This is a genomic window from Aquirufa nivalisilvae (assembly GCF_003143535.1).
In the GTDB taxonomy this organism is placed as follows: domain Bacteria; phylum Bacteroidota; class Bacteroidia; order Cytophagales; family Spirosomataceae; genus Aquirufa; species Aquirufa nivalisilvae.
In genome coordinates, this window is the sequence record NZ_CP029346.1 from 2,312,261 (window position 1) to 2,327,353 (window position 15,093).

Here is a 15,093-nt window from a genome sequence, read left to right on the forward strand (position 1 = left end):
TTAATAATTTAGTTAAACACGTTTATAAATAATAATGTTTTAAAATAAATTAGACAAAAAAAATGGGGCTTCTTTCGAAGCCCCATTTTAAAATAAGTATAATCTAAATTTGACTAGAATTTATCCCAATACAATTTAGTTGTTACAACATCACCACCAATTGCAGAAGCGGCAGCTGTATAATTTGCTCCGTTCAAAGTCTGCTCATTAGCCGCATAAGTTAAGCGAGTTGGGAAAGTTGATTTAGCTCCAATCGGATTTGAAATCTTAGGCTGGTCAAAACGGCGAATCTCAACCCATCCCTCGTATGGTCTATTGTATAAGGCAAGCCACTTCTGAGTGCCGATTTTTTGTTTCCAATCACCAGCCGCTGTTGTATAAGCTACTGAAGGTTGTGCAAGATAAGCGTCAGCATCAGCCGATGTTCCACCCCATGCAATGATGGAAGCACGAATCGCATTATTATAGTGAGATTCAGCAGTACCTGCTACGTTAAATCCTCTTTCTTTCGCTTCAGCACGTAAAAACTCTGTTTCTACATAATCAGCAAATACATAAGGTGCAGCAGCATCAATTACTTTAGTACCTGCACGAGAAAAATCAACATAAGTACTCACTTTTCCCATAGGAGCTCCAGCGTATACACCTGCGTTATTAGGAGTAAAGAAAGCCCCAGTTCTTGGGTCATTCCATCCTAATAATTTATCCATCAAATCCTTTGAGGCGATGTAATCTTGACGACCACCCAACACGATATCCACATACAATGGATTTTGATTAGGAGAAGCTGCCATATAAGTAAACAAACCATTGTCTGCTGAAGCTGAAATAGCACCAGCATCCGAAGCTTCAACAGCCGACTTAGCCAATGATGCATCTACATCTGATTGAATCATACCTAGCTTCATACGAAGTGTATTTGCAAATTTCAACCATTTAGAAACAGATCCCTTATAAATCAAATCCTCACCTGCAGCAAACCCTGCAGCCGAAGTGTTAATTTTAGAAATATCTGCATTCAAACGATTAATTAAATCCGTTGAAACAGTTTTTGCATCATCGTATTTAGGGAATAAGATCGCAGGATTCAAGGACTCAGAGTAAGGAATATTACCAAAAGTATTAACTAAAATACCATAAGTATAAACTTCCATCACATCTAAGATCGCTAATTTATTTGCTTTCTCTCCTGGGGCTAATGATGCATCAGCGCTAATTAATTTAGCAGATTCGCGTAAGTCCATAATTACATCGCGATACATTGCTGTCCACCATGATTGAGGAATATTACGAGTAGCAAAATCATACTGAACTTCATCTTGGTATGTTGCCATAGCCCAGTGACTCACAGTAAAACGGAATACGTTGGTATTAACACTAGCCGTAGCTAAGTTACCCGTCAATGCTTTAACAGCATTCGAAAACAAGGTTGGTGCAGGAACTGCTGCAGGCCTTTTGGTCTCAATGTTTAATTGAGAGATATCTTCTGTACAAGCCGATGCAAGGAGCAAAAGTGGTACAAAAACTAAAAATATTTTTTTCATCTTTATCAAATTTTAGGATAATTAGAATAATAATTTGATGTTAAATCCAATCGAACGAGTTGTTGGATAAGCACCCGATTGATTTCCTTGTACGTTACCTGAAGAAAGATTCTCTTCTGGATCAGCATAAGGAACATATTTCTGGATGATCCATAAGTTTCTTCCAAAAATAGATAAATCAACACCTTTAACACCTCCTAATTTACGTACAACTGAACTTGGTAAAGAGTAAACAATGTTTGCCTCTCTCAATTTGATGTAGCTAGCATCATAAACAAATGCAGCTGCTGGGTTTTGAGCATAACCAAATGTACCGTAATCATTCTCTACACGTGTTGTGTTAGGAGTACCATCAGCTTTAACACCTGGCATAATTACTCCACCACCTTCAGCAATTGTAGAACGAGAAGGATTTCCTTTGTCATTAATCACCACTGACTCAGGATATACACCTGTTGCTTGACCATAGTATTGATCCAAAGAGAATACACTTCCACCACGCTTGATGTCAATTAAGAAATTCAATGTTACATTCTTGTACTTAAATGAGTTGTTGATACCACCAATCCAATCAGGATTAACATTACCAATTATATTCGTAGTAGTAGAAGTGATGTCATAACGACCATTTGCTTTGACTAATTTCTCACCATTAAGCATTTTCCAAGTTTTTCCTTTCAATGTACCGTAAGGCTCGCCTACTGTTGCATTTAAAGTAACACCACCTTGGAAAGAAGCAATTTGCAAGTTCTGGCTATCATTATATAGGCTCAAAACTTTACTAGTATTCTTAGTCCAGTTTACATTAACGTTCCATGAGAAATCAGCTGTTTTGATTGGAGAACCATATAAGCTAAGTTCAAAACCTGTATTTTGAATATTACCTGCATTCACAAAAGTACTAGTAAAACCAGTTGCTGAAGATACTGCAGCAGGTAAGATTTGATCTAACGTATTTGTGTGATAATAAGTGAAATCAAAGCCTAAACGATTTTGCAAAAATGCCATCTCTAAACCAACCTCTTTACTTTGAGTTTGCTCTGGCTTCAAGAATGGGTTGTTTTGCGTAGAAGGTGCAGAGAACAAAATAGTTGGACCAAACGGATCTGGTTTGTCATATACGTTCTTAACTGAACCCCATGGAGCATCGTTACCTACTGTTGCATAGTTCATTCTCAATTTACCAGAAGTCAACCAAGGAAGGTCTTCAATGTGGTGAGAGAACAACCAACTAGCTGATCCTGCATAGTATAAATATGCATTATTAGATTTAGGTAAAGTAGATGACTTATCCTGACGAATAGTACCATCCAAAGTTAAGAAATCTTTGTATGACAACGTCAATCCACCAAATACACCAAAAACTTCACGTGGCTGATAGTTTTCTGATGGAGCTGATACCGTTCCTAAAGAGTTAGAGATAGAGTATAAACCTGGAACGATCAAACCACCGTTAGTAGCAGCTGAAATAGAACGAATGTATGATTTACGTAAGTTCAAACCCGCTAAAGCTTTCACATTTAAACCATCGGCAACATTCTTGTCGAAATTAGCCATCAAATCGTAGTTCATTTCTTGGAAAGCACGATCGAAACGGCTATAACCTGGAACACCTTGACTACCCACTGCTTTACGCTCCTCTTGGAATTCATTGTAAGTATCTAAAGTAACACGACCCATGAAATTCAAGAAATCAGCAGCTTTGTAGTTCAACATAGCATTTCCGAAAATACGAGAACGAGTATCAGTCTCGTAGTTTTGGTAACGAGTCCAATAGTAGTTATCTGTAAAGATTGGTTTCAGACCTGCAGGAGTTGAAGGATCACCCCAGTTCCAAGTCACGTTTTGACTATTTCTGAAATAAGCATCTTTTTGCTCTAAGATATCTACGTTTGTTTGATACCACTGACGGAAGTTCTGGTTCACGTTCAATCCACTATATCCAGAACCATAACGGCCTTTTCCATCGATAACAGAGAAGTTAGCAGAAGCAGAAGCAGTTACTTTTTTAGAGATATTATAAGAACCAGCTAAGTTCATAATGTTCTTAGTCACGTTTGAGTTTGGTAAAGTACCACGCTCATCGTTACGAGTATACCCTAATTTGAAAGTACCTTGATCAGTAGCTCCATCCAATTGAACGTTCACGTTATTAGAAATAGCTGTCTCATAAAACTTAACTGGCGTATTTTGAGCTGCAACCCATGGCTTAGTCTTCAAGTAATTAGGACCTGCTGGGTCAAATGAATCCCAGTGGTAAACCATCAATGAAGGATTAAACTTAGCTCCATAAGAAGCATCTTCAGCTGTTGGAACAACTAAATCTTTAGTTCCATCACCATTAGCATCAAAATAGTAGAAACCATCTTTTTGATATGGATCAGAGTAACCAGCACCATATTGGTTTTGGTAAGTAGCAAATGTAGACTTATCAATAGTTCCTACAGTTAAACCTGCATTCACTGTTAAGCCTAAACCTTTCTTAGCTTTCTTAGAAGTAATCATGATAACACCATTCGATGCACGAGAACCATAAAGAGCTGTTGCTGCTGCACCTTTCAATACCGTCATTGACTCGATATCGTCTGGGTTAATATCCGCAGCCGCGTTACCATAGTCATAACCTCCACGACCAGTTTGTTGGTCAGAAGAGTTCTTATTTGTATTATCAACAGGTACACCATCTACAACAAATAAAGCCTGGTTGTTACCAGTTAAGGACTTATTACCACGGATAACTACGTTGGTAGAACCACCAATTGCGTTACCTTGTGTGATTTGAAGACCAGCTACTTTACCTGATAAAGCAGAAAATGCGTTACCTGATCTAACACGTGTTAATTCATCTCCTTTTACCTGCTGAGCAGCATAAGGCAATGAGTTTTTAGTACGTGTTAAACCCAAAGCTGTTACAACTACCTCACTCAATTCAGCAGCATCAGCCACTAACACTACGTTAATTGTGCTTTGACTACCTACCGTAATTGTTTGAGCTTTGTAACCTACAAAAGAGAACTGAAGAGCTGCTCCATTGTCTACACTGATTTTATAAGAACCATCGGCTGTGGTAGTAACACCACGCGAGGTACCTTTAAGGCTAACACTAACGCCTGGAAGCGCAGAGCCATCCTCTGAAGCAGTTACTTTACCCGTAACTACCCTTGATTGGGCTAGCAACGAACTGCAAGCAGTCGTTACTAGTGCCATCACTAGTAAGAGTTTTTTCATGTTGATTAGTTTATTTAATGAAAAAATAATTTGAAAACGATGGCAAATTATAAATTTTCCAATAAATACCAAAGAAAATTGCGCCCAAACACAAGTTTGCAAGCCAAAAACCGTTATAAAGCGCAATTTGGCAAAATTTGATTTTGAATTTTTCCGAGAGAAATTAAATCTACTCTATTTAATATTAAAAAATTACCAAATTTCTATTAAATAAATTGATTCAAAACTAGTACTCCAAGTAGGCCGACGATCGAAACGATGCTTTCCATGAGCGACCAGGAACGGATTGTCTCTTTAACCGAAAGATTAAAGTATTCCTTAAATAACCAGAAGCCCGTATCATTGACATGAGAAAACATCAAACTTCCTGCTCCAATACTGAGTACCATCAAGTTAGGATTAACTAGACCCGTGGAAACAATGGGATAAATCATACCCGCAGCTGTTAAGCCTGCAATAGTTGCCGACCCCACACAAACCCGAATAATGGCCGCCATCAGCCAACCCAATACCAATGGAGGAAATGGTAATGTTTGTAAATAGCCAGCAATTTCTTTACTCACACCCGATACCAACAATACCTCTTTCAATGATCCTGCACCAGCAATAATTAATAATATCATAGCCACATCTTTTACCGCATCTGTGTATATGACCATGATTTCTTCCATTTTTTTGCCCATCCGCAAGCCTAATGTATAGGTTGCTACACAGATGGCAATCAACATGACCATGGAAGGATCAGCAACTAAATGTATCAACGGCGTCAAAGCCGAACTTTTATCTATTTTCAAATCCGCTAAGGTCGTTACCACCAAAAGAAATACAGGGAATAAGGCTGTAATGAAACTGGCTGTTCTGCTTGGTAATTGGGATTCAGGAATAGGTTCTCCTTGAAATGCTTTTAATGAACGAATCGGAAGGCGAGTTAATGTTTTAGAAAATAATGGGCCAGCACAAATGATGGCTGGAATGGACACAATAATTCCATAAAACAAAGTCGTTCCCATATTGGCATCAAACTGAGCCACCAAAGCTGCGGGAGAAGGATGGGGAGGTAAAAATCCATGAGCGACGGATAAAGAAGCCATCATAGGAATTCCCGTTACTAAAGGATGTAATTTAAACTGATGAACCAAGGCAAAAATTAGAGGTATCATCAAAACAAATCCAACATTATAAAATAAGGGTATACCAATGATAAATCCTGTCAGCATCAGCCCCCAGGCCATATTCTTTTGACCAAATGCTTGAATTAAACTGCTTGAAATTTGTTGAGCCGCCCCACTACTAGCTACCAATTTACCCAACATAGCACCCAAAACGATAATAGTAACTAAAGAGCCTAAGGTATCCCCTATTCCTTTTTGAACTGACTTAGCTAATTCACCCAAGGGTAAACCCAATAAATAACCGGTTGTTAAACTTATGATTAAGAATGCAATGAAGGCATTAACCTTTTGGTACGTAATCAAAAATACTAAAAGGCAAATACATAAAACGACAATAGCGATGGTCATAAGGTATGAGTATGGAGTGATGGAAATGGAGTATTAAAATTATAAGCAAAAGCTTATTTTTTCTTTAAAATACTCCATTTGACTCCAAATATATAGAATGGATCTAATATTTCAGCATACTTAGCTAGTTTGCCGAAAAATCAACTTCATTTCTATGAACTATACTCCATTAAAAATCACCGTAAGTATCTTCCAGATACTTTTGCATCACTAAGATATCTTCTTTAGAAGTTAAATCTGGAACATTTTCAGCTAATGGAATAGCAAAAAATCCTTGACCTTCCCCTTCACCAAATAATGCTACCGAGGTAGGCAATTCCTTTTCATTTCTTACAGGATGAAATGGAGTCTTTGCCAAATAGGGTAAAAAAGTAGATGCTTCAAATACAAATATATTCATACTTACTCCCAATCGACCTTGCTGAGCCATTAACTCCTCGGCTTGTTGGGCTGTAGGTTTTTCAATGATTTCTAACAAATACCCTGCGGCATCAGTACGAATCAAAGCAAAAGCTGAAATTCTTTCAGCAGGATATAATAAACTATCGCGGTGATATGAGATCAAAGCTTGCGCATGGTCAGTCGACCAAAGTGTTTTAAGGGCATTAACCGAATATAAATTATCTGAATTACACACGATTACACGACCTTGCTGCCAATCAGCATGTTGCATTAATGCCTGATAAACGGCATCTGCCGTACCTGCTGGTTTTTCACGATCTGCCGGTATTTGTTGACGTGCAAATACAATTTTCATTCCCCAGCATGCATCACGAGACATTAACTCTTCACAATATGCTTGAGTAACTTGATCCGTAGGATGCAAAAGTAGCATCACCTCTTCGATCCCTGCTAAGTGCGCATTGTATAATTGATAATCGATTAATGTCTTTCCATTTTTGCCCACTTGAATCATCCCTTTGGTCACAGAATTTGCCTGAGCAACTAAATTGGGATCTAAATCACTTCCTTCATTAAGTGCCTTCTTCATTCGAGAAGCCATCCCACCTGCTAAAATCAATAATCTCTTTTTCATGTCTTGAATTAATAAAACAAACTTTCTTTTTCTACTTTAGTTCCTTCGTCTACTCGAATGATGTAGGCCTTTCCTCCTTCTTTTTCAATGGCCTCCACTACTTTCTCTGGATGTACCGGTGCATAAGCAAACATGCAGCCTCCTCCACCTGAACCATTAATTTTAGCCCCCAAAGCGCCAGCTTCTAATGAAGCTTGAATCATTCGATCTATTTTAGTGGTAGAAATTTGCTTATGTTCCCTAAGGTTTACTTGATGACGATTCAATAAGTCTCCCAATTTTTCATCACTCCATTCGGATTTGCCTTCAAACATTTCCTTTGCCTCCAACAAAATATCACGATCTGAAATGTTGGCTTGCAATAAAATCCATTCTGCATCTGTCAAAATCGATTGATATGTTAAGCAATCTTCCAAACTTGCCTTTTCTAAGTCAAAATCAGGATTTACCTGTTGGATTTTCTCCAGTCCACTCAACATACCAAACTTGACATGTGCCAATATCTTCAATGTATCTTTAGCTTCTAATGAATCTCCGAGCACGAATGTCCCTAATTCTCGGGCGTACGTTTCGATAGCAATTTTCGGTCGACTTTCTAAAAATATCACATTTCCCACAGCGGTAGAATATTGATCCATCATCCCACCTGGTTCTGTAAATTCCAGTACTTCTGCTTCGTAAGTTATTTCTCCAATTTCTTTCTGAGTGGCAGGTATTTGATACATTTCACATAAAAATTTCACCCAAGAAACGATCATAGCAGAGGAACTGGATGTCCCCGAATTAATTGGAATATTACCTCTCACTTCAATCTCTAACCCTTTTGCTAAAGAATGACCTTTGCGGTGTAATACATTACATACACTTTTAAAATAATCTCTTTCTTTCGTATAGCTCAAAGGAAAGTCTAATTCAAATTCTTCTACCGATTCAATATCAGGTAATGAAAATCGAACAATTTTATCGGCCCTGAATTGGCCTTTCATTTGAATTCGTTTCGAAATTGCGGCTGCAATGACAGGTAAGCCTAAATAATCTTGATGTTCGCCAAACAAACAAATCCGACCGGGAGTTGAAACAATCATGCTAAATTTTAATGTAAAACAAAAGTACAAATTAGATTTAAAAAAATACCTTACCTTTGAAACACTTAAATACTATCGATGATTACGAAGCGCATCCCATCCGTCGATTATTTCCGAGGCTTTATCCTCTTCTTACTTGCTGCGGAAAGTACAGACTTATATCATAATCTGGATAAGCTATTTCCTGACAATTTTATCATCACACAGTTTTTCCATGTCAAATGGCAAGGCTTGCATTTCTGGGACTTAATTCAACCTGGGTTTATGATGATTGCTGGGGCAGCTTTGTATTTCTCAACTTACAAAAGACTTGATAGTGGAGACACCTATGGAACACTTTGGCCAAAGGTTTTAAAACGCTCCTTATTATTGTTTTTGTTTGGTACAGGCTTACATTGTTTAGGAAAAGAGAAATTAGTATTTGAATTATGGAATGTGCTTACCCAGTTGTCGGTTACCACCATCATTGCATTTTTCTTGTTACGTTTTTCCATTCCGCTTCAAATTGCGGCTTCTTTGCTACTATTATTACTTGCTCATAGCTTATACGTCTTTAGTGATATCCCAGGTTATAATGAGCCTTATACGCCAGACAAGAACTTTGGATCTTACATGGATATGCTCTTAATGGGGAAATTAAGTGGCGGCCATTGGATTGCAATTAATTGTATCCCTACGGCAGCACATACCATTTGGGGGGCATTAATTGGAAGAATCATCCATCGCAGTACATCTCATCAAGTAGTAATTCGTACGTTGATTGGATTAGGTTTATTAGGTATTTTAGTTGGCTATGGACTTGATTTTGCGGGTATACCTATTATCAAAAGAACAGCTACCCTTTCTTTTACCTTAGCTTCAGGAGGCTGGATTTCCTTATTGATGGCGGCATTTTATTTGAATTGGGAAAGAAGTCAAGCCATTATACCGGCACCAGATTACATTTTATCCTTTGGAAAAAATTCCATTTTCATTTATTTATTTTTTGAATCTGTAGGTCCACAATGGCTAAATAAAGCTTCTTATGTTTTTGTAGGAGGATTTTTAGAGAAAGTTCATATCACTGAAAATATAGCCGAACTTGTGAATTCCTTGGTAGTTCTTGGAATCATTGGAGGAATAGCTGTGTGGCTAGACAAGCACAAAATCTACATTTCTTTGTAGTGTATATGAACAACGTCGTCAAGGTTTAAAACCTTGACGACGTTGTTTTAGTCCCTCAAAAAAACAAAAAAATCCCTTCTGGCAGTTTCTACTAATTGATAATTATCTTATTTTATCCAACTTGTTCATATAATCAAACTTATATGCCCAAGTTTGTGCAATATTGTATGCTTTCGTCTTAGCTTCTTCTGCCTTTGGCCCTTCAAACAATGAATCAATGGTATTGGTAAACAAGGTTATCCAGTGCTCAAAGTGCGCCTTGGTGAGGGGTACTATTTGATTAACTAATAAATGAGGTTGCATTGGAGCCCCTTTATAGGAATGCCCATCCAGTAAAAGCATTTCCCAAAAATCATACATTTTGGGTAAATGATGATCCCAATCGACATGCATCACATCCAAAAAAATATGCCCTACCAAGTCATCTGAAGTCATACTTTTGTAAAAAGCATTGACGAATACTTGAATGTCTTCTTTAGAGCTAATGTCGCTTTTCATTAATGTGTTTTAATTTTTTGATTCAGCCACGTTGCCACTTTTTGTCCTTGCTTGGCTCCTTCATCCAAGGCTGGCCAAAAGTGAATTCCTCCATACAATCGACTTATAGATGCTTCGTCCGAAGCTTGAATAAACGAGGTGAATTTTCTAGGTGGTAAGCCATAAGGAATTTCGGTAGAATCATTAAAGGCTACATTATCACCAAACAATTTCGTTAATACGACTGCTGCAGAACGAGAAATAGTACTATGCCCAGAAGTATACTCAGGAAATGGAGGTGTTTGTAAAACAGGCATCCAAGTTTTATCTATTGAAGCATTAATGACGGTTTCTGGACGGATTCGTATTGACCGATATTTTTCATCCCAGCAAGAAATAAAACCATCAAAAATGGCAATGGATGTTAATGCAAATGCTTCTGCGGTCTCTATGTAATTCTTATTTAATTGTCGAGAAACTTGACCTGCAATTCCTAACCAGTGTCCACCTGGTGACATCTTTTTGGTAGCAAACATGGCATGGCCAGTAATATTCATTTTGAAAGGATTACAATCCCAAAAATTAGCAATATCACGTTGGTCATTCGTTAAATTTTTCACCGTTTCATATGACTGCATCACTTCTTTGTAGTAGGGACTACCTTTAGTCAAATCAAATTTACTCGGCACTGGCGCTCTAAACTGAGAAGATGAATCCAATACCGCTGGTCGAATTTTAGTCCAATATGGCTCTACAGCATCAATGTAAGCTGGAGGAGTAGGTGTCCAAGTCCCAGGCAAATTGGTCACTGTAAATCTGAATCCTCTGGTTTGCTTGTAATTATCTTTCGAGGCATACTTCATAATAGATTCTGCTACAGAATCTCCAAACGCTATGGAACGATCATATACATCATCTGGAATTCCAATTTTCTTAAAATCTGCCTCTAATTTTTTATCGAATTCCTCATAAAGTTCTTGGGCAAATGTCAACTTTTTACCAACCGCTAAATAAGCTCTAACTGAAGCTAAAGGAAAGCAATATTCCTCCCCTGCTTTAGGCTGAGCTACTTTCTCGAATCCGTTTAATTGACCTACTAAAGATTTATACCCTTTATTTCCATGTACCGCAGCTTCATAGCCAGCAATACTGGCATACATATATATTCGGGAAGATACAGGCGGAGCAAAAATATCATGAATGATACTCTCCGTTAACATAACTTCCGAACGAATCAAAAATTCAGGATTTGCTGCTTCCTCTTGATAATTGGGATTGCCTGATTTACATGCAGAAAACCATAAAGCAACAAACAAAATAATATATCTCTTCATTGGGTCAAATTTTAGGAAGAACAAATATACCAATACTTATAATTAGAATGGAAATATTGACAAAAATCAGCTAATTGCTGACTCTGCGGCTAATCTACCTGATGCAAATGCAGCTTGCAAGGACGGATATTGAGTATAATCACCCGTTAAAATAACGCCTTTTTTATTAGCTTTCTGTTTGACAAACTTCCAAAAACCTTGTTTTGAAAGGGACTCAGGAATGGAATACGATTTTAAAAATTTCCAGTTCAATTTTTCTTTTCCTAAGTAATGACCCAATTCAACTAATACTTCTTTTTCTGAAATATCCGTTTTCAACGTAGTCACCGAAATCAATTCCTTCCCCTCTGGCGCGTAGCTCGAATTGACTTTACTTAGACAAACAAAATGCAAAATGTTTGATTCTTCTGATTTAGGAACTAAATGCAACAATTTACCATCATTGGGAAAATCATCGGCGGAAAAGTAAAATGTTTTACTCTGCAAAATAGCTCCTTTGGCCAATGGAATATCCAATAATTCAGCAGCAGCAGTTGGATTAGCTGCCAAAATTATTTTTGAACATTCCAAAGTTTCACCATTATTCAAAACAACCTTTCCTTCATGAATGCTCTCGACTTCTATGTTTAGTCGAACAGCAATGGGAGGCAAAGCATGTAACAATTGATCTGATATGGCTCCCATGCCAGACTTAGGAAGAGCTGCTCTACCCTCTAAAAATTGCTTCAAATAAAAGACAAACAAAGATGCAGGTTGTGATAATGTGTCATCCAGAAAAATACCATAAAAAAACGGCTTCAAAAATCCATCTCGAAAGGATTCTGAAAAATGGAGAGAATCAATATACTCCATGGCACTCAATTGACATTTAGATAAAGGCTTGGCATCCACTTGGATTTTTAACCACAGCTTAGCCAATTTAAATAAATCACCGATGTTTATGATTCCATCTCCTAAAGCCCGTAGAAGCGAAAAAGAATCGTGCCAAGGACTAAAAAAAGACTGCCAAGCATTTTCTTTCCACAAATATGCACCCGAATCAAAATAAGATAAATCCAAATCGGGTAATCGTAAACTTTGCTGCACTTCTGGATAAGAAGTTTGTAAAACTTGAAAACCATGATCCAAGGTAAAACCTTGAAAATGTTCACTTTGCACCCTACCTCCCACATGAGCTTGTTTTTCTAGTAAGACAAATGGAATTCCCGCTTCATGCAACACATTGGCTGCTTGTAAGCCTGCAATACCCGCTCCGATTATGACGATTGGTTTCATGATAAATTTATATTTAAACAAACTCTTTGAACTTACAAAAGTTTAAAGTCTTTTTTATTACTTTGCATATTAAATGATTCCCTGGAATGAATTACAAAATTAAGGAGGAAAACGGTTATCACTATATCGACGAGGGTAAAGGGGAAATATTATTGATGTTGCATGGGCTTTTTGGTGCTTTAAGTAACTGGGAAGGAGTAATCTCCCATTTCAAATCAAATTATCGCATTATTATACCACTTATGCCAATCCATGATATGCCAATCAAGGAGGCTGGCTGTGAAGGCTTAACCGTTTTTATAGAAGATTTTGTCGACTTTAAACAATTAGACCAATTCAGTCTTATTGGTAATTCCTTAGGTGGCCATGTGGCTTTAATATATACACTTAGACATCCTGAGAAAGTCCAAAGACTCATTTTAACGGGTTCCTCTGGTTTATTTGAAAACTCCATGGGAGGTTCTTATCCTAAACGAGGCAATTACGAATATATCAAAGAAAGAGTAGAATATACATTTTATGACCCCAAAACGGCTAGCAAAGAATTAGTCGATGAGGTTTTTGAAATTACCAATAGTATACCAAAAGTGATGCGCATAATTGCCATTGCTAAATCAGCTCAAAGGAATAATATGGCCAAGGATATTGTCCGTATTAACACCCCTACTCTATTAATTTGGGGATTAAATGATACGATTACACCTCCACAAGTAGGTCATGAATTCAATCAATTAATTCAAGGTTCAGAACTTCAGTTTATTGATAAATGTTGTCATGCTCCTATGATGGAAAGACCCAACGAATTCAATGCCATTTTAGATAAATGGTTACAAAAAACGAAAGTTTAGCTATGCTAGTCTTATCCTATTTATCCTTTGACTATCCAACGCTTTCCCCGCAAGATAGCCTTCAAAAGGCTTTGAAGGTGATAGAAGGGAATAAAGTGCCTGCATTAAGTGTATTAGATGGGAAAAAGTGGGTAGGAACGGTAACAGCCCTTCAAATCTCTCAGCAGCTGTCATTAGCTGCCAAATTGAAAGATATTCAAACCGAATTTCAAAAGGATAAATTAGAATTAGAAGAAGATATTTTAGCAAGTCTACCACTTTTTGAAAGTACAGGATTTAGCTTATTACCCGTGGTAAATGACGAAGGAAATTGGATGGGTTATATTCACCAAAATGTCATTACTCAGATGTTTATTCAATCTGGGTTTACCGGAAAAAATGGAGGTATTCTTCGTATTCCTTTTCACGTTCAGCGGGATTCGATGAGTGTCATTTTACGCATCATTGAAGAAAACAAAGGACTAATGGTCCGCAGTTTTTTTCATCGTTCAGAAAAAAATCCACAAGCTTTACCGGAGTGGGTCATTCAAGTTCAAACAGATCAGTTTTCTCAATTAGTAAAAAGTTTGGAGCGGCATGATGTTGCCATAGAAAAAGCTTTTGTTTTTGGACAACAAGAAGACGTGGATCAATTACGATTCGATTTACTTTTGAAATACTTAAATCCTTAGTTTTGAGCATAAAAATTGCCATTCATGGAAAACCATTTACAGGTGAAACCAAAAGCCTGATGGAGGATTTATGGGCAGATATTCAAGCAAAAAACTGTCAAATCACTCTATCAGATGTTTTTAAAGCTCATTTACTAGAGCATTCGTTTGATGTAGAACAGATTCCAGCCTATTCTTCAAGCACAGGACCACACCAAGTGGATATGGCCTGGAGCATTGGAGGAGATGGAACATTACTGGAGACCTTAACTCACATTGGAGATAAAATGATACCTATTTTAGGTATTAATACAGGTAGATTGGGCTTCTTAGCCACCATATCTCCGCAAGAAGTCTCTCAAGCCCTTGATTTTTTAATTGAAGGAAATTATCGAGTTGAAGAACGGGGACTTGTTGAGGTTAAAACAGAAGTTGATTTGTTTGAAAACAAATCCTTTGGACTCAATGAAGTAGGTATTATGAAAACAGATACCTCCTCTATGATTGTTATCAAAGCCTATGTCGATGGCAATTACCTGAATTCCTATTGGGCTGATGGTTTAATTGTATCCACGGCTACAGGCTCTACTGGCTATTCATTATCTGTAGGTGGTCCATTAGTGATGCCTACTTCTGATATTTTCATCATTGCACCTATGAGTCCACATAATCTCAATGTGCGCCCCTTGGTGGTTTCGAGTGATACACATTTACGTTTCGAAGTCAGTAGTCGTAGTCAAAACTTCTTAATCTCCATTGATTCCCGCTCTAAAGTGGTCGATAGCCAGTTTAGTATTGAAGTTCAAAAAGCCCCTTTCCCTGCCAGATTAATTAAAATCTCAGGGGACGACTTCCTTCAAACTCTAAGAAATAAGTTAAATTGGGGATTAGATGCGAGGAACTAAATTGTGAATGGTAAATTATAAATGGTG

Annotated in this window: 12 protein-coding genes; 4 read left to right on the forward strand and 8 right to left on the reverse strand. The window is 37.5% G+C overall.

Features of this window, described 5'->3' with window-relative positions:
* Positions 1-113: 113 nt before the first annotated feature.
* The 5 genes from HME7025_RS09895 to HME7025_RS09915 all read right to left on the reverse strand — a co-directional run bounded on the left by HME7025_RS09895 (position 114) and on the right by HME7025_RS09915 (position 8,413).
* Positions 114-1,544 carry a SusD/RagB family nutrient-binding outer membrane lipoprotein gene (locus HME7025_RS09895; RefSeq protein ID WP_109323482.1) on the reverse strand — a complete coding sequence of 477 codons (1,431 nt, stop codon included), beginning with the start codon at positions 1,542-1,544 and terminating at the stop codon, positions 114-116.
* Positions 1,545-1,565: 21 nt separating this feature from the next.
* A complete protein-coding gene (locus HME7025_RS09900) occupies positions 1,566-4,772 on the reverse strand; it encodes a SusC/RagA family TonB-linked outer membrane protein (RefSeq protein WP_109323483.1) in 3,207 nt (1,068 codons plus the stop codon).
* Between the two features lie 206 nt (positions 4,773-4,978).
* Positions 4,979-6,292: a gluconate:H+ symporter gene (locus HME7025_RS09905; RefSeq protein WP_109323484.1), complete on the reverse strand. Its 1,314-nt coding sequence runs from the start codon at positions 6,290-6,292 to the stop codon at positions 4,979-4,981.
* Between the two features lie 169 nt (positions 6,293-6,461).
* Positions 6,462-7,328, reverse strand: coding sequence for a sugar phosphate nucleotidyltransferase (locus HME7025_RS09910; RefSeq protein ID WP_109323493.1), 867 nt, complete (start codon positions 7,326-7,328; stop codon positions 6,462-6,464).
* Positions 7,329-7,336: 8 nt separating this feature from the next.
* Entirely contained in the window at positions 7,337-8,413 is a 1,077-nt protein-coding gene (locus HME7025_RS09915) for a GHMP family kinase ATP-binding protein (protein ID WP_109323494.1), read from the reverse strand.
* Positions 8,414-8,491: 78 nt separating this feature from the next.
* Between HME7025_RS09915 and HME7025_RS13440 the strand changes: the two genes are divergently transcribed.
* Positions 8,492-9,577, forward strand: a complete 1,086-nt coding sequence (locus HME7025_RS13440) for a DUF5009 domain-containing protein (protein WP_161956233.1) — start codon at positions 8,492-8,494, stop codon at positions 9,575-9,577.
* 102 nt (positions 9,578-9,679) lie between these two features.
* Here the strand turns inward: HME7025_RS13440 and HME7025_RS09925 are convergent, their stop codons facing one another.
* The 3 genes from HME7025_RS09925 to HME7025_RS09935 all read right to left on the reverse strand — a co-directional run bounded on the left by HME7025_RS09925 (position 9,680) and on the right by HME7025_RS09935 (position 12,663).
* Complete coding sequence (locus tag HME7025_RS09925) at positions 9,680-10,075, reverse strand: group III truncated hemoglobin (protein WP_109323495.1); 396 nt, start codon at positions 10,073-10,075, stop codon at positions 9,680-9,682.
* Positions 10,075-11,388 (reverse strand): vanadium-dependent haloperoxidase, encoded by a 1,314-nt coding sequence (locus HME7025_RS09930; RefSeq protein WP_109323496.1) that lies wholly within the window; start codon positions 11,386-11,388, stop codon positions 10,075-10,077. Before HME7025_RS09930 ends, HME7025_RS09925 begins: the two co-directional genes overlap by 1 nt.
* A gap of 66 nt (positions 11,389-11,454) precedes the next feature.
* Positions 11,455-12,663: a protoporphyrinogen/coproporphyrinogen oxidase gene (locus HME7025_RS09935; protein ID WP_109323497.1), complete on the reverse strand. Its 1,209-nt coding sequence runs from the start codon at positions 12,661-12,663 to the stop codon at positions 11,455-11,457.
* A gap of 86 nt (positions 12,664-12,749) precedes the next feature.
* On the opposite strand from HME7025_RS09935, the gene HME7025_RS09940 reads away from it, so the two are divergent.
* Genes HME7025_RS09940 through HME7025_RS09950 form a run of 3 tightly spaced genes read left to right on the forward strand, consistent with a single transcriptional unit; the run spans position 12,750 to position 15,066 of the window.
* Positions 12,750-13,511, forward strand: coding sequence for an alpha/beta fold hydrolase (locus tag HME7025_RS09940; RefSeq protein ID WP_109323498.1), 762 nt, complete (start codon positions 12,750-12,752; stop codon positions 13,509-13,511).
* A 2-nt stretch (positions 13,512-13,513) separates the two neighbouring features.
* Complete coding sequence (locus tag HME7025_RS09945) at positions 13,514-14,182, forward strand: CBS domain-containing protein (protein WP_154401960.1); 669 nt, start codon at positions 13,514-13,516, stop codon at positions 14,180-14,182.
* 2 nt (positions 14,183-14,184) lie between these two features.
* Complete coding sequence (locus HME7025_RS09950; RefSeq protein ID WP_317046212.1) at positions 14,185-15,066, forward strand: NAD kinase; 882 nt, start codon at positions 14,185-14,187, stop codon at positions 15,064-15,066.
* The last annotated feature ends 27 nt before the right edge of the window (positions 15,067-15,093 follow it).

Bases quoted from the DNA above. Each gene is read 5' to 3' on its own strand.
- HME7025_RS09945 (WP_154401960.1), top strand. From the start codon at position 13,514: ATGCTAGTCTTATCCTATTTATCCTTTGACTATCCAACGCTTTCCCCG.
- HME7025_RS09925 (WP_109323495.1), bottom strand. From the start codon at position 10,075: ATGAAAAGCGACATTAGCTCTAAAGAAGACATTCAAGTATTCGTCAAT.
- HME7025_RS09905 (WP_109323484.1), bottom strand. From the start codon at position 6,292: ATGACCATCGCTATTGTCGTTTTATGTATTTGCCTTTTAGTATTTTTG.
- HME7025_RS09895 (WP_109323482.1), bottom strand. From the start codon at position 1,544: ATGAAAAAAATATTTTTAGTTTTTGTACCACTTTTGCTCCTTGCATCG.
- HME7025_RS09900 (WP_109323483.1), bottom strand. From the start codon at position 4,772: ATGAAAAAACTCTTACTAGTGATGGCACTAGTAACGACTGCTTGCAGT.
- HME7025_RS09930 (WP_109323496.1), bottom strand. From the start codon at position 11,388: ATGAAGAGATATATTATTTTGTTTGTTGCTTTATGGTTTTCTGCATGT.
- HME7025_RS09910 (WP_109323493.1), bottom strand. From the start codon at position 7,328: ATGAAAAAGAGATTATTGATTTTAGCAGGTGGGATGGCTTCTCGAATG.
- HME7025_RS09940 (WP_109323498.1), top strand. From the start codon at position 12,750: ATGAATTACAAAATTAAGGAGGAAAACGGTTATCACTATATCGACGAG.
- HME7025_RS13440 (WP_161956233.1), top strand. From the start codon at position 8,492: ATGATTACGAAGCGCATCCCATCCGTCGATTATTTCCGAGGCTTTATC.
- HME7025_RS09935 (WP_109323497.1), bottom strand. From the start codon at position 12,663: ATGAAACCAATCGTCATAATCGGAGCGGGTATTGCAGGCTTACAAGCA.
- HME7025_RS09915 (WP_109323494.1), bottom strand. From the start codon at position 8,413: ATGATTGTTTCAACTCCCGGTCGGATTTGTTTGTTTGGCGAACATCAA.